We start from the raw sequence: 24,721 nt of genomic DNA on the forward strand, positions 1-24,721 counted from the left end.
GGTCCTATTGGAGGAGACGGCAATACTAGTTTTTTACCTTTTATAATCCAGATGGAAACCCGTTAGGCGTATGTCAATAAGCTATGGATGAATCCAATGTGGCGGACTCTATACATGAGTTCGCTTTCTTATTCTTATGGCTCTATTAAAACTGAATGATGATTGCACTATGTTGGGAAAATAAGCGGAGAATTACCGTTTAAATTGGGAAATAATCATATTTTCTAAAAACAGACGGAGTTTTTCCGCTTATTGTATCTATTTCCTTATAATTTGTCTTAATTAGAGCAGTTAAGCGGAATATCTCCGCTTATATCTGCTCTTAGGTTCCTTTATAAACAATAGACGGAAATTCTCCGTCTATGAATTCTCAACCCTACACGAAAATCAACAATGAATAATAACAGAGCCATTCTTAAAGAAAAAATAGTTGATGTATTTAAATATTTTCAAAATTAAAAGAATAGATTATAGTAAAATATAACTGTTTATTTTTTTACAATAAAAATGAATGTTCATTCAAACATTATGAAGGTAGCAGGTGAGGAACGTTGGATTATATAAATAGGGTAAAGTCAGAAATTTCAAAGGTTATGGTGGGTATGGATCGGGAGGTTGAACTTCTTACTATATCTCTCCTATTTAATGGACATATATTGCTAGAAAGTGTACCGGGTACTGGTAAAACCATGCTTGCTAAATCATTTGCCAGCAGTATTAATGGAATCTTCTCAAGAATTCAATTTACCCCAGACGTTCTGCCGAGTGATGTAACGGGAATTCAATTTTTCAACCCTAAAATAAAGGAGTTTGAACTTCGAACCGGTCCTATCGTTGCCAATATTGTGCTTGCAGATGAGATTAATCGTGCTACACCAAGGACACAATCCAGTTTACTTGAAGTCATGGAGGAGAGACAAGTGACGATTGATGGAATCAGTGTCAAAGTTGATGACCCATTTATGGTTATTGCTACCCAGAATCCGGTTGAAGCACAGCAAGGAACCTTCTCACTTCCAGTCGCCCAAATGGACCGTTTCTTTATGAAATTGTCGATGGAATATCCCAGCCTTGAAAGTGAAAAAGAAATATTAAAGCAAGCACGAGGGATTGGGGGCAGTCTTAAAACCAATGCTGTTTTAACTCATGAAGAAATTAAAAAAGTGAAGGCGCTGGTTCAACAAATCAAAATCAATGATACAGTTGAATCCTATTTGCTCCATATCGTAAGAGAGACCAGACAGCATCCTGAAATTGATTTAGGTGTAAGTCCACGGGGTGCGTTGGCGTTGATGAAAGCAGCACAAGGCCAAGCTTTTTTAGAAAAAAGAGAATATGTGATTCCTGAAGACATCAAAAAGATGGTCCCCTATGTGTTAGGTCATAGAATTATATTATCAACCGAAGCCTCGTTTACAAGGTCTCCTGAACGTGTACTTAGGGAAGTATTGGAAGCAGTCCCTGTACCTGTAGAGTTGGGTACGTATTGATGATGCAATGGAAAAAATATAGTGTTGAGAACAACTATCTGCCAATAACAGGAGCGTTTGCATTCTTTATATGCATTGCTTCTTTTTTCTTCCAATCCTGGCTGGCTTTTTTTGTTGGCGTCTTTATTGTTATGCTTCTTTCCTTCAATCATCTATATAAGTTAAAGGTGGGAGAGGGGTTACTATTTGATAATAAGAAAGTAAGAGAGAAGTATTTTCCAGGTGAGGAGGGTGAATGGGTACTCGATTTCCATAATAAAGGTGTTCCCATTATGAAGGCGAGGTTGAGTGTTTCCTTTCATGATTCTGTAACACCACATGATCAACTTGCCAATAAGAAGTCTTCCATCTATGAGGTTACCGTCCCATTTTCAATCAGCTATAAGCAAAAAATGAGTGTGACTATCCCATTTACAGCTGAAAAGAGAGGGACCTCCAGAATAAGTAAAATAGAGTTAATGATTCCACACTTCTTTGGTTTAGGTGAAACTATATTAGAGAAAAATTTCCATTCGATGCAAGAAGCACTTGTTTATCCGAAAACATTGAACGTACACAATAAACAATCACTACTTACCAGCAAGCAAGGCGAATCACCTGTTTCACTCTCTCTTTTTGAGGACACACTTTCACCTGTAGGAACACGAGAATACCACTATAGTGACAGTTTTAATAGAATTCATTGGAAGGCAAGTGCGCGCAGACAATCGCTGCAAACGAAGCTCTATGATAAAGTGACAGAAAATGGGTGGAATATTGCGATCAATATTGGCGATGACTCTTTTATAACCGATCATCTCGAAGAAATTTTAAGTGGAGTTGCTGATCTTGCCTATTTCTATGTAAAACAGAATATCCCATTCTCCGTTTGTATTAATATTCGTCACGCAGGTACTACACCTTTTTACTATATAATGCCAGGGACTGGCAAAGAGCATTTACAAAAGGTTCTGGAAGCCATCGCTCTTATTGATGTGCATACCTCTGTTTATCCTTTTGAAAAAATGCTCGCCTACTATGCAAGTCATTTAGAATCGCAGCCGTTTTTTCTGCTAGCTGGTCAATACGCTCCTGAAAAAAGGGATATATTGAGGAAGATTGCCGAAAAAGGTACAAGTATTTACGAACTCATGGTAAATGAACAAAGTGCTTCCATTGTAAAGAAATCATTTTCCCCAAAAAGGGGGATGATTTCATGAAAAGTAATGTTTTGTATATGGTTTATTATAAAACCATTGAAATTTTTTTAGCTAGCCTTGTCATCGCTTTTTATTTTACATTTCAAGGACAAGAAATACCTTTCCTATTTTTTCTTGTGTTGGCCATTCCGTCAACCTATCTATTTATTTTCCTGATGCATACCTACCAGGAGAAGAGCAGATTGTTATATTTTGTCATTGTCTTACCATTGTTGATAGTTAGCGGTTTATTGGTTGATTTACCAATTATGTTTGTTATCGTATTATCGATATTGATCTATTGGAGAACGACTGTCATGAATAGCGAATATGATAGTGTGCAAACAGGACCTTGCTTGTTTTTGACTGTATTCTTAGGCTTCACCCTACTCATTTTCGCTTATATGCAGGATTATCCTGACCAAAATACTTTGTTGATTATGTTAACACTTACCCTTGCTTTTATTATTATTGGAGGATTCTTGATTAACTGGCTTTCAGTGACGGGGAACAAAGTGCTAAAAAGTCTCCTGCTAAAAAATTTCCTTTGGTTATTGGGTATAATGGTTACAATAAGTCTGCTGCTAGCTGCCTTGAAGGATGTCTTTAAATGGGTGGTTGTAACAATCCTAAAAATCGCTGTATTTGCAGCATCCTTTTTTATGTCTCCCTTGTTTAATTGGGCTGGAAATTATGAGTTGACTGGAGAACTGAATCCATTCTCTCAAAATCAAAATGAACAGACTCCAGATAATTCTGAGAATACTGGTTTCATTCAAGATCAATCTACATTGGCTGCAAAGTTGGATATGGATTTTACTTTCTTGTACATTGCAGGGTTCATGATACTTTGTATTTTATTATTTATTTTTCTTTACAAAAAATTCCAGGGAAGTACAGAGGTTTTAAATTCTACTGAACATGGTTTTTACACTACATCATCTTTTGATGAAGAAGAAAAGAGAACGAGTTCTTCCAAGAATAAAAAGATTGGAGAACAGCCTTCCTATCGCGTCCGAAAAGAAATTTACCGCCTCGAAAAACTAGCGGAAAAGCTGCAGCTAAGAAGAAATTCATCTGAAACGATTGGGGAATGGTTCAGGAGAGTAGGTGTGAATGAGGACGAGTTAATCCAATCTGTCTACGAAAGAGTTCGATACGGAAATCAAATTGAATCCGATGAAGAGTATAAATTACTTTTAAAAAATATAGATAAAAAGAAAACAGAGCTAAAACAGATTCATAAAGTGCTTTTAGAGGAGGGTAAAATCGAATCTGCCTCCCGTGTTAAAAATATTATGAAGAAGTTTAAATCCAGAACAGAAGAACATTGAATTATTTGTTCTTCTGTTTTTTTATGCTTACTAAACAATCTAAGCTATAGGCAATGACAATTCCTGTTGAATATCGAATTAAATCCACATGAAGAAAACCTTTGCCTAATATCAATGCTCCCACCAGCGTTCCCCGAATCTGATTCATCCAATTTGCTTGATACAGCTGACTGAATTCGATACCGAAGCTGAACAGAAAACTAAGAAGGAAGGCAGTTATCATACTTTTATTCACCAATAAGAAACGAAATCCAAAGTAGACCATCATTGCCCATAGAGCATCACCCGCATTTTCTGCAAAAAAGGAGAATAATAAATGGCTGTATTTTCTAGAGGCTAGTCCCAGCAAAATAGTGAGAACAACAGCTCCAAAATACATTTTCCTCAGTTGATTTTTAGATTCATAATTAAAAATCATTGGCAACTCCTATTTTCCAAAGTATAATCTTCATTATATTAACACTATTTTTGAGTAAACAAGCACTATATACTATTTGAATGAATCTACCCATTTTTCTAATGGAGGTGTTTAGAGTGTTGAACATTGAAGAACTTGAATCTATTGAGGCTTATATAGTCCCACTCTCTGAACTTTTAGTAAAGGTGGTAGATGATGGAGCCTCAATTGGCTTTTTACCCCCTATGAAGCTACCAGATGCGAAACATTATTGGCAAACTGTATTAAATCCCAATGTTATTTTATATGTTGCTAAAATAGATAATGAGATCGTTGGTACCATCCAACTTCATTTATGTACCAAGCAGAATGGACTTCATCGAGCTGAAATTGCAAAATTGATGACAAGCCCTAATGCTAGACGTAAAGGGGTTGCGCGTTTCTTAATGAACACAGCGGAAGAAAGAGCGATTAAGGAAGGAAGGAATTTACTCGTACTTGATACAAGAGAAGGGGACCCATCCAATCTTCTATATCAATCACTTGGCTATATTCAGGCTGGGAAAGTCCCTAACTTTGCCCTTTCTGGTGAAGGAAAACTTGAAACTACTGTTATTTATTACAATATTTTACATTAATTATAAATGGAATTCTTATAAGAAGATTTTGATCCTTGGATAAAAAACTATCCAAGGATCATTTTGTTTAGTCGGGAAAGAAGCATATATTCTATAATAGTATATTTTTTACATTTTAATGCTAAAATCAATAATATACAATAGTTATACTAGACAAATATAAGGATGATGACCTTTGGATTCAACGATGAAAAAAATAGTTGAGACAAGCTATCTAACAGCTGATTCTGCTGCACACTATCGTACTATTCTACGATATTTCTATCACCAACACGAAAGAATGAGAGATTTTATTGCACCAGAAGAGTTATTGGAATACATGCGTTCCATTCCTACATTCGCTGATTACCAAGAGGAACAGCTTCATCAACAACTAGCACAGTTAGTAAAATGGAATAATCTAATAGCAAGACAAGACATGACCAATGCGAAAACGATAGAAGAATATAAGAAAAAACGATTCCGCTATCAATGCACACCCTATACAGTTGAAATTGAGAGAATGATTGTTAATCTGGAAAAATTAGGTGATTCATTCCAAGGGTCGCTGGAACGTTCCCAGTTTGATCGGCTGTACCAAGCGTTAACCACCCTTCAAAATGAACTGAATCATGACTTAAACAAATCAACAGAAGAATATATACGGATTTGGGAAGATGTTTTTCGCTATTTCCAAACAATACGTACGAGTACTGCCGATTATATTGCCTATATAAATAGCGAACAAACTGATCAACGTATGCAGACGGAAGCATTTCTAGTCTATAAGAATCAGTTTACAACTTATCTACGAGATTTTATCGTATCCTTGCAAAAAACATCTTTGCAAATCAAACATTTATTAACGGAATTAACTTCTGAACGATTGAGCAAGTATTTTCAAAAATTAATCGAGCATCGCGGATCCATTCCCCGTCTTGAAGATGTGTCATCTTCCGTTGTTGACTGGCTTACTGAATATGAGGAGTATTGGTTCTCCTTACGGCAGTGGTTTTTAGGCTCAGCTGTCCAGCAAAGTGAACTTGAGATTCTTCAATGGCAAACAAACGAAATGATTCGTAGAATGACAAGATACGTGCAGCGAATAGGTGAAAGACAACAGCATTTTCGTAGTCGAAAAAAAGACTACCTGCAATTGTCCAAATGGTTTGAGGAATGCAGGGATAATGAAGAAGCACATAAACTATCCGCTGTAGTATTTGGTTCCATGACCATTCAACATCTCCAGCTGGAAGAAGCTACTACTGAAAATCTGCACGTTGATACATGGGATGAGGCGCCAACAGAACTAACTATCAAACCAAGAACGGTGCGCTACCGTGAAAAAACAAAGCCAGGTTCTTTTAACTCAAATGAGCAAAAGAAAAAAGAACAGCGGGAGCAATATTTAAGAGAACGAGAACATGAGAAAAAATTAATAGAAAAGTATATGAACCAAGGCAGAATTACGATCTCTACTTTATCATCAGTTGAACCGTTCATCCGGAAGGTTTTATTAAGCTGGATAGGAAAATCCATGGCGAGCAAAAATCGTGTTGTAAAAACCGATTACGGGCTACATGTAAAGGTCATGATTGTTGAAGAACACACCGTCCTATTAAAAGCGGAAGATGGAGATTTATTCATGCCGGACGCTACATTCGTGTTTGAAGAACAGAGGTGATTAAATGGAACAAATACAACTATTCGATGAAAAAGCGATCCAGGGGATGGACATATTGTTTCATCATTATTGGATTTTGCGGGCTGAACAACCTGAATGGTATCAATTGATCCGTGAAAGAGAAAAAGTACTGCGCAGGTATATGGATGAAAAGTTTGGCTTGCGTCTAATCGTCCACCAACATTTTATTAAACTAGAAAAAATACCGGTGGAGCCTGAGGCATGGATGGGAATTCAAGATTTTCATGAACCGATGGACTATGCGATTTTTTGCTGCGCGTTGTCATTTTTAGAGGGGAAAGCGGTAGAGGAACAGTTCCTGCTCTCAGACCTATGTCAGGAGATTCAAGCTGATTATCCAGGAGATTTTCCACTTGATTGGACATTGTATACCCACAGGAAATCATTAGTTCGGGCTGTGAAAGTGTTAATGGAATTTCAGCTAATTAAAACAATTGATGGGGATATTGGACGTTTTGACCAAAATGCAGATTCTGAGGTTTTGTATGAAGCTACCACTTATAGCCGTTACTTCATGAGAACCTATCCTGAAGATTTCTCCAGTTATCACCATTGGAGTGAATTACTGAAAGAAGATTGGAAATTGACTCAAGAGGATGAACGACGGAAAAGGGTATACCGTAAACTATTCTTTTCACCTGGATTACACAGAAAAGATCAGCAAGATCCTGACTTTCTCTATATACGAAACTATCGCAACCGCTTAGCAGAAGATATTGAAAAGCATAGTGATTACAAGCTTCATGTCTATAAAAATACTGCTTTTTTATCGATAGCAGAGCCAAAGCAATATCAACAAGTTTTTCCTAATTCCAAGGCATCAACAGATATCATTCTTCAGCTATCAAAATATCTTCATGGGCAGCCTGAGCGATTTAAAGCGAATGAAAATGGGGAAATGCTGATGACAGAAGGAGAATTTGAACAAGTAATCGATGATTTGCGCGAGCAATATGGGTTAGGATGGGCAAAGTATTTTCGGGATATGAGTACGAGTGGAATTCGACTAGAGCTGCTTCGTGCCATGAAAGATTGGATGATGGTGGAAGTGGATAAGGATACTTTTATTATTCGTATAAAATCGTTAATCGGAGTCATGACGGGTGAATATCCTGGCGATTTTCAAACAGGAGGAAATGAATGATGACAGAGTCAAATTGGGTGATGAATCGGGCAGGGTTATTAAATTTCTGGTATTACGATGATGAAATTTTTCATTTTTCAGATGGAAAACTTCTTCTAAGGGGGACAAATGGCTCGGGAAAATCGGTTACGATGCAGAGCTTTCTGCCGGTGTTACTAGATGGAAAAAAGTCTCCTGATCGCCTTGATCCATTTGGATCAAAAGCTCGTAGAATGGAAGATTATCTGCTTGGGGAAAAAGAGGTAGTCGATCGTGATGAGCGAACGGGTTATCTTTTTATTGAATACAAAAAAGCAGGAGTAGATCGCTATATTACAACTGGAATTGGTATGCAGGCGAAGAGAAATAAAGGGATCAAATCCTGGTATTTTATCCTTACCGATAATCGAAGAATACAACATGATTTTGAATTAGCACATTCCCAGTTGGGAGACCGAGTTCCTTTTTCTGCAAAAGAGTTGGAAAATCGCATTGGTGATGGAGGATATGTCGTTCATTCACAGCGAGAATACATGGAGCTCGTCAATAAATATATTTTTGGCTTTCAATCAAGTGAAGCTTATGAAGATTTGATCAAGTTGCTCATCCAATTACGGAGTCCTAAACTCTCCAAGGATTTTAAACCAACTGTTATTTATGAAATATTGGAATCGGCCTTGCCACCCTTGACCGACGATGAACTAAGACATCTTTCGGATACGATTGAAAGTATGGATCAAACTCAGCAGCAGCTTGAACAGTTAGAGCGAGAATTTGCATCTAGTAATAGACTGGTCAATCAATACCATTCTTACAATGAATTTATTTTGGCTGAACGTACTGCGAAGTGGCAGAATGCCTTAAAAAGATATACGGAGGCTGACCATTTAGTAAAAGGATTAACTGCTGAAGAAGAGGCATTGGTCCTGGAGATTCAACAGCATGAAAGACAGAAGCAGGACTATTTCCAGCAAAAGGAAGTGGCCATAGAGGACAGAAAGCGACTTGAAAAACACGAGGTCTGGAGTCTTGAAGAGGAAAAGAGAAAGAAAATTGACAACACAAAGAAATTAATTGGTGAAATTAGCTCATTACAACAAAAATGGGATACCAAAAATGGTAAGTACAAACTTCTATGGCAGGAACGTGAGCAAAATCAAGACGAGATTAGCCAGCATGAAAGTGATATGGAAGACTTGCGTGAGGAGCTTCAATTTGATGCGGAAGAAGCAGCTTTCTCTCAGCATGAGGTAAATGTCCATGATTTCGAACGACATCAGAACGAAGAGTTTGATTTTTCGGTATGGATCCAGGAAATTGGAGCTCATGAACTATTACTAGCCCGTTTAAAAAGTTTAGCTGATGAGGAATGTCGCCTGTTAGAAGAACATAACCGTTTGCAGCGGCAATCCTCTGATAAAAAGAAAGAAGTAGATGAATTAAGAAAGAATCTTGATCATTTAGGAGCATGGTTTACAGAAGAAAAGCAAAAGTTGGAACATCTAGTTTTCACTTGGATCGAACAGCATCCAAAGCTTATTTTTTCAAATGAAAGTCTCCAAGAAATCGCTCGATCAATTGAAGGATTGTACGAAGAGAATCGTTACGACCAGGTGCGTGAATCCCTCGTTGCAGCCATTAATGAATACATTACGGATATACGGACGAAGAAAAACTTAATGGAAAGCTCTATCGAAGGTAAAAAACAGGAATTGGAAGAGGCAAAGGCAGAACTCCAACACTGGAAGACGCTGAAAATGCCTAATCCTGATCGTGCGAAGGATACAGAGGCATTCCGCGGACAGTTAAAGGAAGAAGGGCAAAACTTTATTCCATTTTATGCGGCGGTTGAATTCCAAGACCACGTGACAGATGAGCAGAAAGAACGAGTTGAGTCCGCTTTAAAGCAAACGGGAATATTGGATAGCTTGATTACCGAAAAATCAATTTCACCAACCCATGATCGAGTCTTTAGACCGGATCCACAATTACTTGGTTATACATTAGCAGATTATTTGCGTCCAGATTTAGAAGATGACAGTCCCGTCTCAAATAAACTGGTTGATGAAGTATTACGAAGTATTTCTCTTGAACAAGTAGGTTCAGGGTTTCATGTGGATGTGGATGGTTCATACTCTCTAGGTTGTTTAGTCGGACATGCTCCGAACGAAGGACCATCAAAGTTTATCGGTCGCTCTTCCCGTAAGCGATATCAGCAGGAGAAAATCCAAGAATGCGAGGAATTGCTGGAGCAACTCCAATTCCAACTAGAAGATCTTACACGTCAATTACGTCAGTTCGAGGAGAATCTCAAGAATGCTGAGGAATGGAAGCAGATCTTGCCATCAGACCAGGAACTAAGTGAATTGAACGTTCAGATTGAAAAAAACGGTCATCAATTGGAGGAGCAAAAAAAAGTACTGCTACAGTTAGATGAACAGTGGAAAAAGATACTGGGACAGCACCAAGCTATTAAACTTCAACTCCATCAGGAGGGAAGTCACCTAAATATATCCTTAACAAAAGAAGTCTTAGGGGCTGCAGTCATTGCTGGCATAAACTATCGTGAGCATGTCTATCGCTTCAAGGATTTATTTCAAAAGTGTTTATTCGCTAGACAAAGAATTGAGGATCTGCATCATCGGATATCTGATATGGAAATTGAAATGGATGAACTAAAGGGAGATCAAAATATCAAGGATTCACAGCTGCGTAAAGAAAAAGCTGAAATTGAGTCCATTGAGCAACAATTGAAATTGAAAGGGATTGATGAAGTACGACTTCGTATCCAGCAGGTGCAACAAGAGCTGGAAGAAACAGAACAGGGAATCACGTATCTTCTTGAAACCATCCCAACAAAAAGAGCGAAACAAGAGAGTTGTCAAAAAGAATTAGTAACGGCAAAAACGAGTGCTGAATTCTGGGAAAATATAGCGGGCGAATGGGAAGCAATGGTCAGAGAAGAAATTACCCGTGGTTTTGTAGAAGTCGATGAGATTGATCCTTCTAAAATTCTAAAGCAGCTGGAATCCGTTTTAGGAAAGGTAGATCGTTCCAAGTTAAATGAACAGCTGACAAAGGCATTTATTAATGAACAGGTATATTTAACCGAGTACAGGATGTTTGAATACCCAGATGATACAGAGGTTCCTGAGTGGTTTTCTAAAGAATGGGGCGATTATTATGAACCATTTATGAATGAATGGAATCAGCTCAAAAGCCGCCGTTTGATATTGATGGAATATAAAGGCCAGCGAGTAAGCCCTTATTTTGTGTACAATTCATTAGAAAAAGAGCTAGAAGACCAAAAGGGCTGGCTCGACGAACAAGATCGACAACTTTATGAAGATATTATCGTCAATACGGTTGGGGTCATCTTAAGGAACCGAATCAAGCGTGCTGAAAAATGGGTGAGCGAGATGGACAAAATCATGAAGAGTCGTGATAATTCATCTGGTCTAACCTTCTCGATTGCCTGGAAACCATTAACGGCTGAATCGGAACAAGAACTCGATACGGAAGATTTAGTAAAACTCCTTCAACGAAATAGTAAATTTTTAAATGAGGATGATTTAAACTCAATCACCAAACATTTTCAGTCAAGAATCGCTAAAGCCAAGGAATTGATTTTGTTACGAAATGAAGGTTCCACACTCCATCAAGTGTTAAAGGAAGTGTTGGATTATCGGAAATGGTTCACCTTTGTTCTTTCGTTCAGGCGTGTAAATGAACCGAAACGAGAACTGACAAACAATGCCTTCTTTAAATTTAGCGGTGGTGAGAAGGCAATGGCTATGTACATTCCGCTATTTACAGCGGCATATTCACGATATAAAGAAGCAGGTACAATGGCGCCGTATATTATTTCGCTCGATGAAGCATTTGCTGGAGTAGATGAGAATAATATCCGCGATATGTTTGAAGTTGTAGAACAGCTTGGCTTTAATTATATTATGAATTCACAAGCATTATGGGGGGACTATGATACCATTTCAAGTCTTTCCATTTGTGAACTAGTCCGACCAAAGAATGCTGACTTTGTAACCGTTATTCGCTATCAATGGGACGGGAAACAACGAAATTTTGTGTTTGATGAAGAACCTGCTGAGGAGCTGGTAACCAATGAATGAGAGAGTGCAGGTGTTTAGGGAGGAGCCTGGATTTTTAAAGTTATTTTCCCTTTTCAAAGAAAAATACCGATCTCTCGGCAGAATTGGCGGTACTGTTAGTATCAAATCCTTTTCAAATACAGAAGTAGATTCGATAGCAGGTTTTTTAGGTCAGTCTGTTGATGTACTTCTTCAAAAGGGAACCGTTGCTTTAGTCGCCTTTGAAAAAGAACTATCACAGACTGGGTTTGCTGACTATACACTTATTCAACTGCTTGAGGAAGTTTTAGAGGAAACAATCATCACAAAGTTGGAAGAAAGCAGTTTGGAGGAAGAGAAAGAAAAGATATTTTTTGAAGATTTACGTTTAACCTATCCGGAGGGAAGCTGGTGGTGGGATTGGATTCAGTCTAAGCCTTCAGATTCCCGTTGGATCTGGGCTCTTTATCGGCAGAATTCAGAAGAGTTAATGGAAAAATTACATGTTGTTTTCAAAGCATTTCAAAATCTTCCTTGTAAAAATAGTAAGTACGAGCGATTGCCATTATTTTCACAGAGGATAACCGGAAACCCGCATTTCTTCGATACTAATCAATTACCTGGAAGATTGCTCAGTTATTGTATGCAGGTTGATCAACAACTGAATGGAATGCGTGATTCAGGTATGCCAAAAACAACAGAAGAACTTAATGATTTACTTAGCAGATATGGGCTGATGAGGGACGATTTATGGAGTTTTGTTTCATGCCGTGGTTTACTTGCGGAATGGGAAACAGGAGTTCATCCAGTTTGGCAAGCTGCTGCTAATACAGACACCGTTTTGAATGTGCCTATAAAAGAATTACTGAAAATAACACGTATATGGCCAAACCATGGTAAAAAAGTGTGGATTGTAGAGAATTCGAGTGTTTGTTCTACTATTGTTGATGAAGTCGCTAATGCTCCTGTCATTTGCACTCACGGACAATTTAGAGCAGCCAGCTGGATTATGCTTGATTTTTTAATAGAATCAGGCTGCCAGCTCTTCTATTCAGGAGATATCGACCCCGAGGGGATATCCATGGCGCAACGTCTAAAAGATCGATATAACGACCAGGTTACCTGTTGGCGAATGGATAAAGCGTCTTATGAAAAAACAATCTCTGATGAAGATATTTCTAGCAGGATTACAAAAATGGATTCTATATCATCAGCAGAGCTGATCGATGTGGTTAATGCGGTAAAAAATATAAAAATGGCGGGGTATCAAGAAGGTCTAGTGCATGACCTTATTGAAGATATAAAAGAGGCGTTTAAAAAGTAGTCCAAAAATAAGGAGAGTTCAATGAACAGTAATCATGTCCTATTTGACACAAAAGTGATAGAAAGAAAGTCTTTTCCGTATTATTTTGACTATGGCAAAATCGTATCTACGCTTCAAGAGAAGCTAATGGAAGAAGTAGGAATCGACTTTTTCCTATATTCAGATGAAGATACTTCAAATGAAATTTGGAATATTCTTGAGGAAGACTTGAAAGAGGTATCCTCTGAAATCCAATTGATTTCTCATATTTACAAAGAAGGCGAGACAAAAACCATTTCATCTAACCATACCGATAAAACAATGGAGTTAATTGTTAAGCCAAGAATTGAGAATGGACTTTATTATTATCCGAATTATCAGGTTGCCCTTGCAAAGTTGAAAATTTATCAAAGTGATGGCGAAGCTACGCGTGATTTAATTTTTGCAAAAAATGACGCTTGTTTGGTTTCTTTTCTTAAATATGTATTAAAAAGAAAGCGTGACTATATTAAAAACTACGTGACCATTTTCACCGATACAGAAGACGGCGTGGAAACAGAGATTGATAGCATTACCACATTGGTAAGCCGCGAGGATGTCTTTTTAGAAGAATCGCTAAAACGAGAAATCTATCGCTCAATTGATGAGTTCTTCTCTGAAAGCAGCGAGTTTTTCAAGCTATACGACATTCCGTACAAACGTGGGATTCTTCTTTACGGTAAACCTGGGAACGGGAAGACAACGCTAGTTAAATCCATTGCCAGCAGTATCAATGCTCCGGTGGCATATTGGCAAATCACAGAATTCACGTCCAGCTATACGATTAAAGAGGTATTTAAATCAGTATTAAAACTAACGCCATTGGTGTTGGTGATTGAGGATATCGACTCGATGCCCTCAAGTGTTCGCTCGGTTTTTCTAAACGTACTAGACGGTGCTACTTCAAAAGAGGGAATCTTCATCATCGGGACCACAAATTATCCTGAAAAAATCGACCCTGCGTTGATGAATCGTTCTGGACGCTTTGATCGTGCATATGAGATCAAAGTGCCGACGAAGGAGCTTCGCTATCAGTATTTAGTTAAGAAAAATATATCTAGAATTCTTTCAGAGGAACAAATCCAAAATGTAGTCGATTCTACTAAGGATTTCTCTTATGCCCAACTTAACGAGCTGTACACTTCCATTGCCCTTGAATGGCATTACGAACAGAAGGTTGATATTGCCCGTTTATGTACGGACTTGAAGGCTTTGCAGCATAAACAGCAAAAACAAGCATGGGACAGGGAGCTTGCGGAATCCTCTATTGGTTTTTCTAGATTCTCAGACGATTAGAAGGCGAGATTGTTTATGAGAGTAATAGGTATTGATTTATCTGGGCCAAGCAATCATAAGGATACAGTTATGGAGGTCTTTGAAAAGCAAGATGGAGAATTAACGTTTGATAACCTAAGGAGAAATATTGGGGATTTTGAGATTATAGAGGAAATTCACGCACAAAGTCAACTAGATGAGGTGGTTATTGGTATGGACGCTCCCTTGTCATATCAGGATGGCGGGGGAGATAGACTAGGTGATAAACAACTGAGGCAGTTTATTGTTTCCATAGGGATGAAATCTGGTTCCATCATGCCGCCTACATTTAACCGAATGGTCTACTTAACCTTGAGAGGTATTAAGCTTACCAGGGAGATAGAAAATCTTACGAGTAAAAACCCTATATCCATTGTGGAAGTGCATCCTGGAGCGGTTATAGGTTCAAGAATCGCGATATGGAATATGTATTAAGGTATAAACAAGAAATGTCTTCTAGAAGTTTTATAAGAAATTGGCTAGGGGAGCAGCATGTAAAGAAGCTCCCCTTAAATATTGCTTAAGAAAGTCATATGATTGATGCATGTGCTGCAGCACTAGGGGCTTGGCACTGGAAGGACCCATTATATGAACCAAAATGGCATCTTCCAGCAAATCCTCCGCTTCATCCATATGACTATTGTTGTTAATCAATTCTAAGGAGGAATTAAGGTGAAGTATTATATTGTAGATGTGTTTGCAGAAAACAAATATGAGGGAAATCCTTTAGCTGTATTTATTCCCGATAGAAATATTGAGACAACCGAAATGCAAAAAATCGCACGAGAAATGAACTTTTCGGAAACAACCTTTATTATGTCAGGTTTACAGAATAATGGAGGATATGATGTTAAAATTTTCTCACCTGATTCTGAATTACCGTTTGCCGGACATCCTACACTCGGAACAGCCTATGTCATCAAAAACTTATTAAATCAGTCAGAAAGTAATGAGATTAAATTAAATTTATTAGTTGGGCAAATACCAGTTGTTTTTGAAGATCAATACGCATGGATGACCCAAAACCAACCTGAATTTGGTACTAATATTGAGATTGATAGAATTGTAGCTGCACTACAAATAAAGCGAGAAGATGTCAATTGTGATTTCCCCATACAAGTGGTATCAACTGGATTACCATGTGTTATTGTCCCTTTGAATTCGTTGGATTCTGTGAGCCGATGCAAGATTAATCATCAAGCCTATGAAGACATATTGAAGGATATGAAAGATGTTAATTTACTTGTTTTCACAACGGAAACGGAAAGCGCAGAAAACGATCTAAATGTGAGATTATTTATGCCTATACCGGGGTATCTAGAGGATCCGGCAACAGGTAGTGCGAATGGAAATTTAGCTGGTTATCTATTAAAACATAACTTTTTCCATTCCAATGAAATAAGCTATCGTGTCGAGCAAGGAGCTTTTATTGGGAGACCATCGTTACTAAAGATAAATGCCAAAAAGGACGTTGACCACTTTTCTCTCCAAGTCGGAGGTCAAGTCATTACAGTTTCAGAGGGTAATTGGTATTAAGAATCAAATGAAGGGATCTATACTATGCAAACATTACCACAAACACAACCAGTAAAGAAATATATACCCCTTTCGTTTTTTGTTATTTTTCTAGGATATCTAGTTTTTGGGTTATCTGAAAATATTAAGGGACCAGCAATTCCTCAAATGCAAATTGATTATGGAATCGATGAGCTGCAGGTTGGTTTTCTATTAGCCATTAATTCCATTGGGTTTTTAATCGCTTGCAGCTTTACGGGTGCTTTTTCATCCAAAGCGGGTATTAAGCTTACGAGTCTAATAGCCTTTGGAACAATGGCGATATCAGGTGTTCTTATTTACTTTTCTAGTAATTTTGCCATTTTTTCCGTTTCTTATTTCATTATGTATTTAGGTAACGGTATGTTAGAAATTGCGTTGGCCATTTTAGCTGCGAGGATTTTTACAAAAAATACGGGCTTTATGATGAACCTATCGCATTTCTTTTATGGACTTAGTTCAACGGCTGCCCCTTTAATGGCAGCGGGTTTAATGGGTATGTCGTTTATCGGGAGTCGAGAGCTTGGCTGGCAGGGAATGTATTTACTCATGCTTTCCTTATGTATCATCCCCATGATCCCAGCATTTTTTAGTACACTTCCAGTTGATAAAACAACTACTCACGAGCGCCTGCCTATTAAAATGTTCTTAAGAGATCGGGTAGCTTGGCTGATTATTATTATTCTATCGTTCGGAGTTATCGTAGAGCTTTCAATTGCTGGCTGGCTTGTTAACTTTCTAGAGAGATCTTTCCAATGGAGTTCTACAGCGGTGTCTGGTATGCTATCCATATTTTTTCTCTGTTTTATGGTGGGAAGGCTACTTCTAGGATTTGTAACCGACAAAATAGGATTTATGATTTCTATCATTGTCTTTTCCGGTCTCGCTGGGATTGCAACCATTTTGGCCACATTATTAGGCCCATCAGGGGTTTGGTTATATGCGGCTGCTGGGTTTGGAATTGCACCCGTTTATCCGACGGTAATGGCTCTGCTGGCTAAAAGATATCCCAATGGAATTGACGCTGCAATTACCGTCACCGTAACCATTATGGGGATCGTGGTCGTCATCAGCAACTTATTCTTAGGTGCGCTGATTGAATTTTTCAAAAGATGGTTTACCAGTTTACTAGGAACCGAAATGGGCTTAATGAGAGGATTCCAAGCAGGATTTATCTTCATTGGGGTCTGTGGGGTATTATGTTCTATTTTTAGTATTATTTTGTATCGGTATTTGAAGAAGAGAAATGAAATCTTGTAAACGAGGCGACTATTTTGGTTGCCTTTTTTAGTTGAAGGGAAAGAATATATTGGTTGGCGAAACAATAAGGAAAGTATTGGTCCTGAACTATTCATAATTGTTCATATTTCAATTACCACCCCTAAAAATTTTTTTGTATAATTTAATAGTACTTCTATATTCAATGGTAAATACAAAGAGTGGTAATGTGGGGGATTATTGTGAAAATCAAAGTGTCTGATTTAAAGAAACAGTTAAAACAGTATGACCAAAAAGAGTTAGTTGAATTAATAGTAGAAATGTATAAGAATAATAAGGATGTTCAAAACTTCTTGTCTAGTAAATTTTTAGGTGATGAAGCAATTGAGGCTCTGTTTGCTCAGGCTCGAAAAAAGGTAGAGAATGAATTTTTTCCAGATCGGGGAGATGGGAAACTTCGATTGGCCGAGGCAAAAAAGGAAATTAATGCTTTTAAGAAGGCAACCAATGATCAAAAACGAACTGTTGACCTTATGCTTTTTTACGTGGAGCAGGGTGTTGAATTTACTAATTCTTTTGGGGATATTTCTGAAGGTTTTTACACTAGTATGATTAAAATGTTTGATCAGGTTGCTGAAGAATGCGACTGGGATGAAGAATTGTATAAGGCGTTTTCTGCTAGATTATATAACGTTGTGACCGAAGCACCTGAAGGCTGGGGATTTCAGGAAGCTTTATGGGATTCCTATTATACGATTGGATGGGTTATTGATGAAGAGGATGATGAGGAATAATTTATGTAAAAGAGTGGGATAAAGTATGGCGAAAAGTAAGAAAAATTCAAGTAATACGCCTAGACGGAAACGTTATAACCGTAAAGCTCGACTTCAAAATGCAAAAAAATGGACAGAGCAGTATGATGGGAAAAGTATTGCAAAAGGTTATAGTAATTGGTTTGGTGTAGACTTAGTATGTGCAATTACAGAGCTGGAAATATTGGGTTATAAATTTAAACAGTCGTACAAAAAGCAAGTCCAGCAAACATTAATAGCTAGGCAAAAACAAAAAGAAAATAGAAAACGAAAAGAAGTAGTGGAGAATTATGAAGATGATACTTTTTACTTCATCGCAGGATATACTTCAAATGGTGTTCCATACGGAATTACAAAAGAAGAACTAGAATCAGAGGAAGAAATAACTAAGCACCCCAAATATCAAAACAATTTTCCAATCCTCATAGATGATGGAGATTTACCATTTTAGTACTGGTCGATGGATTTCTATTAAATAAACTCTTTAATAAAACCTGTTAATATCTAAAATTGGTGTTGATAAGAGGAAATACCACCTCAAAGAACACTTTTCAATAATCTAGAAAAGGATTGTGACCGGAAATTAGTAGAGATTGGAATTTGGGTAAGAATTAAAAAAGGATTATGCCCAAAATCAGTGGATAGCGAGTTTTGGGTAAGAATTAATAGGGAATTGTGACCCAAATTTGAGGAATGAAGAACTTTGGTCACAATCAACTAGGTATTGTGCTCCAAAATCAGAGTTTGAATAAATTCTCGTAACAATCATACAAATAACTAAAATCCCAAGTGCTATTCCAGCACTTGGGATTCAATCTTTTATAGATAAGGACTTTCATGTTTCGCCTTAAGCATATTCCAACGGCGATCCACTTCTTTATCAAACATTTCCAGCATGTCCTTGCTGTTTTCATTGAGCAAATGTTTTGTTTTACCCATAAGCTTCAACCACTCAGAAACGGCTAATCGTTTCTTTTTCTCCTCAGGGTTATACGTAACCGTTGTAATCCCGTGTTCCACTTCATAAAGAGGGAAGAAGCAGGAGTTAACAGCAGCCTCAACAATTGTTTGGCCTAATTCATCTTTTGATTTCCAGTTCAATGGGCAGGTGATCAGAATCTTCCCATATACCAAGCCTTCATTGTTCGCATACCACTGTGCTTTCGCCGCTTTCTTTAATAGGTCACGGTCAAAGGCCTCGGTTCCCGTGAATACATATGGGATGTGCGTGGCAGCCATGATTTGAGCGGTATCCTTGTGATGGAATGGTTTTCCGTTTTGAAAGCCGCCGATATTTGACGTGCTTGTCATATGTCCCATTGGAGTAGAATAGGAGAGCTGACTGCCTGTATTCATGTACCCTTCATTATCATACTCAAGGATGATCATTTTATGGTTACGTAAAGCTGTTCCAATTGCAGGACCCATGCCGATGTCCATACCGCCATCGCCTGTGACCATTACGAAAGTAAAGTCATCATTCAATCCTAATTCTGCTAACTCACCGCGTCTCTTTCTTTCATGGAACATTTCTACAAGACCGGAAAGGGTAGCAGATCCATTTTGGAATAGGTTATGAATATAGGTTGCTTTATGAGAGCTATAAGGGAACCCGGTGGTTACAACCATCGCACAACCTGTATGGAATAATGCGACGATATCTCCTTCAATTCCTTTAAAAAACAATTCCAGACCAGAGAAAATCCCGCAGCCTGGGCAGGCACCATGTCCAGATGCAAGTCGTTTTGGCTTTTTCGTTAAACTCCTTAATGGCGGTATTTTTACTTTTAGCTCGCCTGTTTTTTCATCAGGAGTAACGGTGATTAAGCCCGAATTCAAATCTTCTTTTTTCATCGGATTAAGTACGCGTTTAGCTGCAAATTCTGGATTACCAGGGTTATGCCCAAAGTAATCGAATTGCTTCTCTGCAAACCCTTTTTCTGCAGCTTCAATTGCTAAATGGAAAAAGTGTTCAGCGTCATCTGCATAAAAGTCCTTACCGCCTAAACCATAGATACGGTTAATCACTTTTGTATGAGCATTGCCAACTGTTTGCAGCGCAGCTCTTAATTCAAGTGCCATGTTGCCGCCATGTGCCCCGTAAGAATCTGCACGGTCGCCGACGGTAACAGCTTTTACGTTTTTTAAGGCTTCTGCTAATTGCTTTTGAGGGAAGGGACGGATCATATTTGGTGAAATGACGCCCGCTTTAATCCCTTTTAAACGTAGACGGTCGACCACGTCCTTACAAACCTCAGCAGCAGAATTTAACATAAATACTGCTACTTCCGCATCCTCCATGCGATATAAATCAAGGATTGGATACTCACGGCCAGTTAAATCAGCATATTCTTTCGAGATTCGCTCAAAAACAGCTTCTGCATTATACATTGCTTCTGATTGCTGATAACAATTGTTAATATAATCAGGTTCATTCATATATGGACCGATGGTAACTGGATTCTCACGGTCTAACGCATGTGGGAAGCTTGTATTCGGCTCTCCGATAAATTTCTGGACATCACTTCTATTTTTTATCACCTGAACACGACGTTTTTGGTGGGAAGTAAAGTACCCGTCGAAAGAAACGATGACCGGAAGTCTGACTGCTGGATCTTCTGCTAGTTTAATAGCAATAATGTTCATATCATAAACAATTTGAGGATCACGGGCCATCAAGATTGGCCATCCAGTATTCAAACCGAAATATAAATCAGAATGATCACCATGGATATTTAATGGACCAGAAACAGAGCGGTTTACTAAATTTAATACCATTGGAAACCGTGTTCCGGATTGAACAGGAAGCTGTTCTAGCATATAGAGAAATCCGTTAGCACTGGTAGCATTAAAAACTCGTCCGCCGCCAGTGGAAGCTCCGTAACAGATTCCTGCAGAACCATGTTCACCATCTGCAGGAATCAAAACGATATCATGTTCACCTCTAGACTTCATCCCATCAAGGAATTGAGCTACCTCAGTAGAAGGAGAAATAGGGAAGTATCCCATTACATGATAATTGATTTGATGTGCCGCGTAGGCAGCCATTTCATTGCCTGATTCGAATACAAAACTTTGTTCTACAGTTTCTTTTTCAGTATTAAGCTTTTCCTGGTTTATTTCAATGGACATAAGATCCCGTCCTTTCCTTAGTTTTGAGTGATTAAATCAAAAAGATGCGGCACGCGGTGTTTGTCCGCATACCCGTCATTATATTCTCGTTCTCCTGATAGCGCTTCCACAGGACAGGCGGTTACACACTTTAAACAGCCTTTGCAATATTGATAGTCAATACCACTGAGAAACATTTGCGGGCGGCCTTTTTTATCTGGTTTTTCTTCCCATACAAAGCAAAAATCCGGACATGCTGTATCACAGGCCGCACAATTAATACATTTTTCCTCATGAAAATGTGGGAGCATACCGGCGCGTGAAATACTTAAGTCCTTTAACATGCTGTTACCTGGGTTGAGGATCATTCCGCCAATGGCCTGGGTTTCATATCCAAGAACAGGTTCTGGCCTTGAAAAAGGTTTGGCTTCGACTCCAGCATCTAGAAGGTAAGTTTTAAATTCTACTTCATTAAATCCACGGTCGAACGTCCGAATATTTGGCTCAACCAGGTGGGGATATTTCTTCTCAAATGTTCGACGAATCGTCTGTTTCATTGACTCAGGATCTAAAAAGTCTAAGATACGGTATAGCGCACCCAGCATTGCGGTGTTGGCTTTTGTTTGTTCTTCTAGAGCAATACCAGTAGCATCAATGATGGCAATGGTTCCGCCAGCAATTTTCATTTGATTTTTAAGTTCATCAGGGGATTTTTGTGAGTTTACTAGGATGGTGCTGTCAGGATAGATCCCGCTTGTACAGTCGATGGTTTTAAATAGGGCATCATGGAAAATGCCGACAACATGAGGGCGTTCTATAGGTGTCGTGTCTCGAATGTTTGTTTCTGGCTCGCAAAACCGTATATGGGCTTTTACTGGGGAACCTTTTTTCTCTGAACCGTATGATGAAAAACCGACTCCATTTAGTCCGTTTCCAACCACTCCATCCTCAGATAGCATTTTACCAGCCAGATTCGCTCCTAACCCGCCAATAGACTCAAGGCGGATTTCAAAAAAACCTAATTCATTTGTTTTTGGCAATTTTGACAAAGATATTCCTCCTATCTATAAAAACGGAGTGCTGTATAGAATATTATAAATATTCTATATATTAAATTATTTTAATTGTAACAGGACATGAAAACAAATACAACAGATTTTTGGCAAGGAGAGATATGAACTCATTTGGAGTTGGTTTAACAGAGAGATTACTTATTTAGAGTATATATTAGTGATATATAACAGATAAACTTATGTTATACAACAACTAACAAGGGGAGGTATTAACAAATCGGAGGAATGTCTATAGGTCACTTGTGCCCAGTTCACACATATAATTGTTTATGGTGATCAGTCTTGAAACTGAATATGTATCCAAGCCTGTTGTGATGACTTCCTAAGGTAAGAATTTATAGTAACAGGAGGGGATGTTTGTGAAATTTACGATACAATATATACCACTAAACAAAATAAAAACTGATACTTCATTGAAGATTACAGAGCATATCAAAAAGCTTCAACGATTAATGTGGGACTGTATGTTTGTTTTGGTTGTCAGAAAAAATCGGAAGGATAACAGCTATACGATCATAAGTGGACAGGAGAGGTATGAATCCCTTCGAAAACACACGAAAAGTATTTATGCTCCTTGTATCGTCGATAAAAGTACTCCTTCCGGAACCCTATCATGGTTTAATCGCTTTCGCAGGAAACAACCGCTGGATGATTTTCCGCTTATGCCTTCAAGCTGGACCATTGTCCGTTCTTTTTTAAAGCAAGAGCCTCGTTTTAAGCAGTTAACACGATCTCAGCAAATAAGAGTCCTTCTTTTAGCTGTGCACTATAAAAAAACAGTGATCTATTCAATGAAAATAACTGTTGATGATATATTGAGAGACCTATAGAAAAATCTAAGGGGTTGGCCAATGCCATCCCCCTTCTTTGTCAAGACTCACTAAGGAAAAAATATAAAAAGAAATGAAGGAGGATACCTGCTCCAATCATATTAAACCAATTAATGACGTATTTATTTTCTCTGGGTTGAATGACACCCATCGCAACAATATTCCAGAAAATTTTCGAATCACGCCATCTCTTTTTCGAAGATTTTTCCTTAGCATCCATCTTCCGGTTTTCTCTTTTTACCCAAATATAAACGATGATAACGTCCAGCAATGCCCCAATGGAGACCGCAATCAATACCATTTCATTCGTTATATTCCAGCGGTTTTTCTTTTCTTCTTGTCTTGCTTCAACTTTTTTTTCGTGTTTTTCTAATTCTTGTTTAAAGGTAGTATTAGGAATTTCTACTGGAGACTTACTAGGCTTATAGTCTATCAACGAAACTGCTGCAATCATTGACACCATTAGCAGTATGTATGTGGTAAAAAAAAGAATGATTTTCTTATTTGATTTTTTCATATAATCACCCTGAATAATAAATTAGATACATCCTAACTTTACCACAATTATCCATATCATTTAATTAAATTGCTCCAGTTAATAGTTAACCCAGCCGACCAAAATCCATAGATGAAACAGTCAAAGTGGTCACAACATGGACCCTAGTGACCAAAGCTCATAGATGAACCTGTCAAAGTGGTCACAACACGCTGCTTGGTGACCAAAACACATAGATGAAACTAGCAAAATGGTCACAACAACAAAAGACCATAAAAAACACTACTAATAGGAAATTAGACTTCTTTTGCCAGTTCTTGCAGACGTTTTTTGTCTCGAATCTTGTAGCACCTTGATTGTTTTTCAATTATATCTGCATCGCATAATTGTGCTATAACATGAAGGAGATGACGGTATGAGACTCCCAGATATTCACATACCTCCGTGTGTTTTTCCTTGTATAAATCATGGTCTGCTGACATAAGAATAAAGGCAGCAAGCCGGTTAATCAGGGGAAATGCCTGATCCTGTGCGTATCTAGATGTCATCATCGTCTGTTTTTTACTTAATAAAATACATAAATATTTTAAGAAAGTAGCATCCTGTAATAGTTTATCCTTACAGGCCTGAATTGGGATAGCAAGGCAAATGACTTGTGTTGCCGTTTGAATTCCTCTTGTATAACGTTCCTCATTTAATAATTCAATTTCGCCCATGAAGGCAGGAGCGTGTAAGAAATTGAGGAGTGACACTTTACCATTTTTTTGTGTAACATATAATTTTGCCTTCCCTTCGACAAGGTAGTACATATAGTCTGGATAGGAGCCTTCTTTAAAGATGAATTCACCTCGTTCAAACTGAACAACTTGGAGATACGGAGTAATGGGAAACGAAAAGAGTGATTCAATTGGGTATTTTTCAATATAAAAACTTCGCATTTGATCGATTAAAAATTGCATTTCTTCCTCCGCCAAAAATATGAGATATCTCATATAATTGTATTTGTTTACATGCTATGATGCAATGGATACGGAGGGAT

20 protein-coding genes are annotated in these 24,721 nt (G+C 38.1%); 15 read left to right on the top strand and 5 right to left on the bottom strand.

Annotation, left to right across the window (positions count from 1 at the left end; genetic code table 11):
- Positions 1-593 precede the first annotated feature (593 nt).
- From H0184_RS20455 to H0184_RS20465, 3 genes are read left to right on the top strand one after another with little or no spacing between them, the layout of a single operon-like run.
- Positions 594-1,490 (top strand): AAA family ATPase, encoded by an 897-nt coding sequence (locus H0184_RS20455; protein ID WP_396953611.1) that lies wholly within the window; start codon positions 594-596, stop codon positions 1,488-1,490.
- A complete protein-coding gene (locus H0184_RS20460; protein ID WP_221827879.1) occupies positions 1,490-2,689 on the top strand; it encodes a DUF58 domain-containing protein in 1,200 nt (399 codons plus the stop codon). Before H0184_RS20455 ends, H0184_RS20460 begins: the two co-directional genes overlap by 1 nt.
- Positions 2,686-4,002 carry a coiled-coil domain-containing protein gene (locus tag H0184_RS20465; RefSeq protein WP_221827880.1) on the top strand — a complete coding sequence of 439 codons (1,317 nt, stop codon included), beginning with the start codon at positions 2,686-2,688 and terminating at the stop codon, positions 4,000-4,002. Before H0184_RS20460 ends, H0184_RS20465 begins: the two co-directional genes overlap by 4 nt.
- Position 4,003: 1 nt before the next feature.
- On the opposite strand, the gene H0184_RS20470 is transcribed toward H0184_RS20465, so the two are convergent.
- The gene (locus H0184_RS20470; protein ID WP_221827881.1) at positions 4,004-4,420 is read right to left on the bottom strand and encodes a ribosomal maturation YjgA family protein; all 417 of its coding nucleotides are present in this window, start codon (positions 4,418-4,420) and stop codon (positions 4,004-4,006) included.
- A gap of 101 nt (positions 4,421-4,521) precedes the next feature.
- Here H0184_RS20470 and H0184_RS20475 point away from each other — a divergent pair, with 101 nt between their 5' ends.
- From H0184_RS20475 to H0184_RS20525, 11 genes are all read left to right on the top strand, one after another.
- Positions 4,522-5,037 (top strand): GNAT family N-acetyltransferase, encoded by a 516-nt coding sequence (locus tag H0184_RS20475; RefSeq protein WP_221827945.1) that lies wholly within the window; start codon positions 4,522-4,524, stop codon positions 5,035-5,037.
- Between the two features lie 175 nt (positions 5,038-5,212).
- Positions 5,213-6,700, top strand: a complete 1,488-nt coding sequence (locus H0184_RS20480) for a TIGR02677 family protein (protein ID WP_221827882.1) — start codon at positions 5,213-5,215, stop codon at positions 6,698-6,700.
- Between the two features lie 4 nt (positions 6,701-6,704).
- Positions 6,705-7,865 (top strand): TIGR02678 family protein, encoded by a 1,161-nt coding sequence (locus tag H0184_RS20485; RefSeq protein WP_221827883.1) that lies wholly within the window; start codon positions 6,705-6,707, stop codon positions 7,863-7,865.
- On the top strand, positions 7,862-11,974 hold the full coding sequence (locus tag H0184_RS20490) for a TIGR02680 family protein (RefSeq protein WP_313771805.1): 4,113 nt from the start codon (positions 7,862-7,864) through the stop codon (positions 11,972-11,974). Before H0184_RS20485 ends, H0184_RS20490 begins: the two co-directional genes overlap by 4 nt.
- A complete protein-coding gene (locus H0184_RS20495) occupies positions 11,967-13,256 on the top strand; it encodes a TIGR02679 family protein (RefSeq protein WP_221827884.1) in 1,290 nt (429 codons plus the stop codon). The genes H0184_RS20490 and H0184_RS20495 overlap by 8 nt, the downstream gene beginning before the upstream one ends.
- A gap of 21 nt (positions 13,257-13,277) precedes the next feature.
- On the top strand, positions 13,278-14,570 hold the full coding sequence (locus H0184_RS20500) for an ATP-binding protein (RefSeq protein WP_221827885.1): 1,293 nt from the start codon (positions 13,278-13,280) through the stop codon (positions 14,568-14,570).
- 15 nt (positions 14,571-14,585) lie between these two features.
- Complete coding sequence (locus H0184_RS20505) at positions 14,586-15,023, top strand: DUF429 domain-containing protein (RefSeq protein ID WP_260631697.1); 438 nt, start codon at positions 14,586-14,588, stop codon at positions 15,021-15,023.
- Positions 15,024-15,260: 237 nt separating this feature from the next.
- The gene (locus tag H0184_RS20510; RefSeq protein ID WP_221827886.1) at positions 15,261-16,124 is read left to right on the top strand and encodes a PhzF family phenazine biosynthesis protein; all 864 of its coding nucleotides are present in this window, start codon (positions 15,261-15,263) and stop codon (positions 16,122-16,124) included.
- A gap of 24 nt (positions 16,125-16,148) precedes the next feature.
- Complete coding sequence (locus H0184_RS20515; RefSeq protein WP_221827887.1) at positions 16,149-17,402, top strand: MFS transporter; 1,254 nt, start codon at positions 16,149-16,151, stop codon at positions 17,400-17,402.
- Between the two features lie 200 nt (positions 17,403-17,602).
- Positions 17,603-18,154 carry a DUF6155 family protein gene (locus H0184_RS20520; RefSeq protein WP_313771806.1) on the top strand — a complete coding sequence of 184 codons (552 nt, stop codon included), beginning with the start codon at positions 17,603-17,605 and terminating at the stop codon, positions 18,152-18,154.
- Between the two features lie 25 nt (positions 18,155-18,179).
- Positions 18,180-18,623 carry a hypothetical protein gene (locus H0184_RS20525; RefSeq protein WP_221827888.1) on the top strand — a complete coding sequence of 148 codons (444 nt, stop codon included), beginning with the start codon at positions 18,180-18,182 and terminating at the stop codon, positions 18,621-18,623.
- A gap of 368 nt (positions 18,624-18,991) precedes the next feature.
- Here H0184_RS20525 and H0184_RS20530 read toward each other — a convergent pair whose 3' ends face one another.
- Together H0184_RS20530 and H0184_RS20535 are read right to left on the bottom strand one after the other, a co-directional pair.
- Positions 18,992-21,304: a thiamine pyrophosphate-dependent enzyme gene (locus tag H0184_RS20530; RefSeq protein WP_221827889.1), complete on the bottom strand. Its 2,313-nt coding sequence runs from the start codon at positions 21,302-21,304 to the stop codon at positions 18,992-18,994.
- 17 nt (positions 21,305-21,321) lie between these two features.
- Complete coding sequence (locus H0184_RS20535; RefSeq protein ID WP_221827890.1) at positions 21,322-22,332, bottom strand: 2-oxoacid:acceptor oxidoreductase family protein; 1,011 nt, start codon at positions 22,330-22,332, stop codon at positions 21,322-21,324.
- Between the two features lie 383 nt (positions 22,333-22,715).
- Here H0184_RS20535 and H0184_RS20540 point away from each other — a divergent pair, with 383 nt between their 5' ends.
- Positions 22,716-23,186: a hypothetical protein gene (locus H0184_RS20540; RefSeq protein ID WP_221827891.1), complete on the top strand. Its 471-nt coding sequence runs from the start codon at positions 22,716-22,718 to the stop codon at positions 23,184-23,186.
- Between the two features lie 40 nt (positions 23,187-23,226).
- On the opposite strand, the gene H0184_RS20545 is transcribed toward H0184_RS20540, so the two are convergent.
- The gene (locus H0184_RS20545; RefSeq protein WP_221827892.1) at positions 23,227-23,703 is read right to left on the bottom strand and encodes a hypothetical protein; all 477 of its coding nucleotides are present in this window, start codon (positions 23,701-23,703) and stop codon (positions 23,227-23,229) included.
- 275 nt (positions 23,704-23,978) lie between these two features.
- A complete protein-coding gene (yeiL, locus tag H0184_RS20550) occupies positions 23,979-24,641 on the bottom strand; it encodes a transcriptional regulator YeiL (protein ID WP_221827893.1) in 663 nt (220 codons plus the stop codon).
- Positions 24,642-24,721 lie beyond the last annotated feature (80 nt).

The organism is Neobacillus niacini, assembly GCF_019749295.1.
GTDB classification, from domain to species: domain Bacteria; phylum Bacillota; class Bacilli; order Bacillales; family Cytobacillaceae; genus Neobacillus; species Neobacillus niacini_D.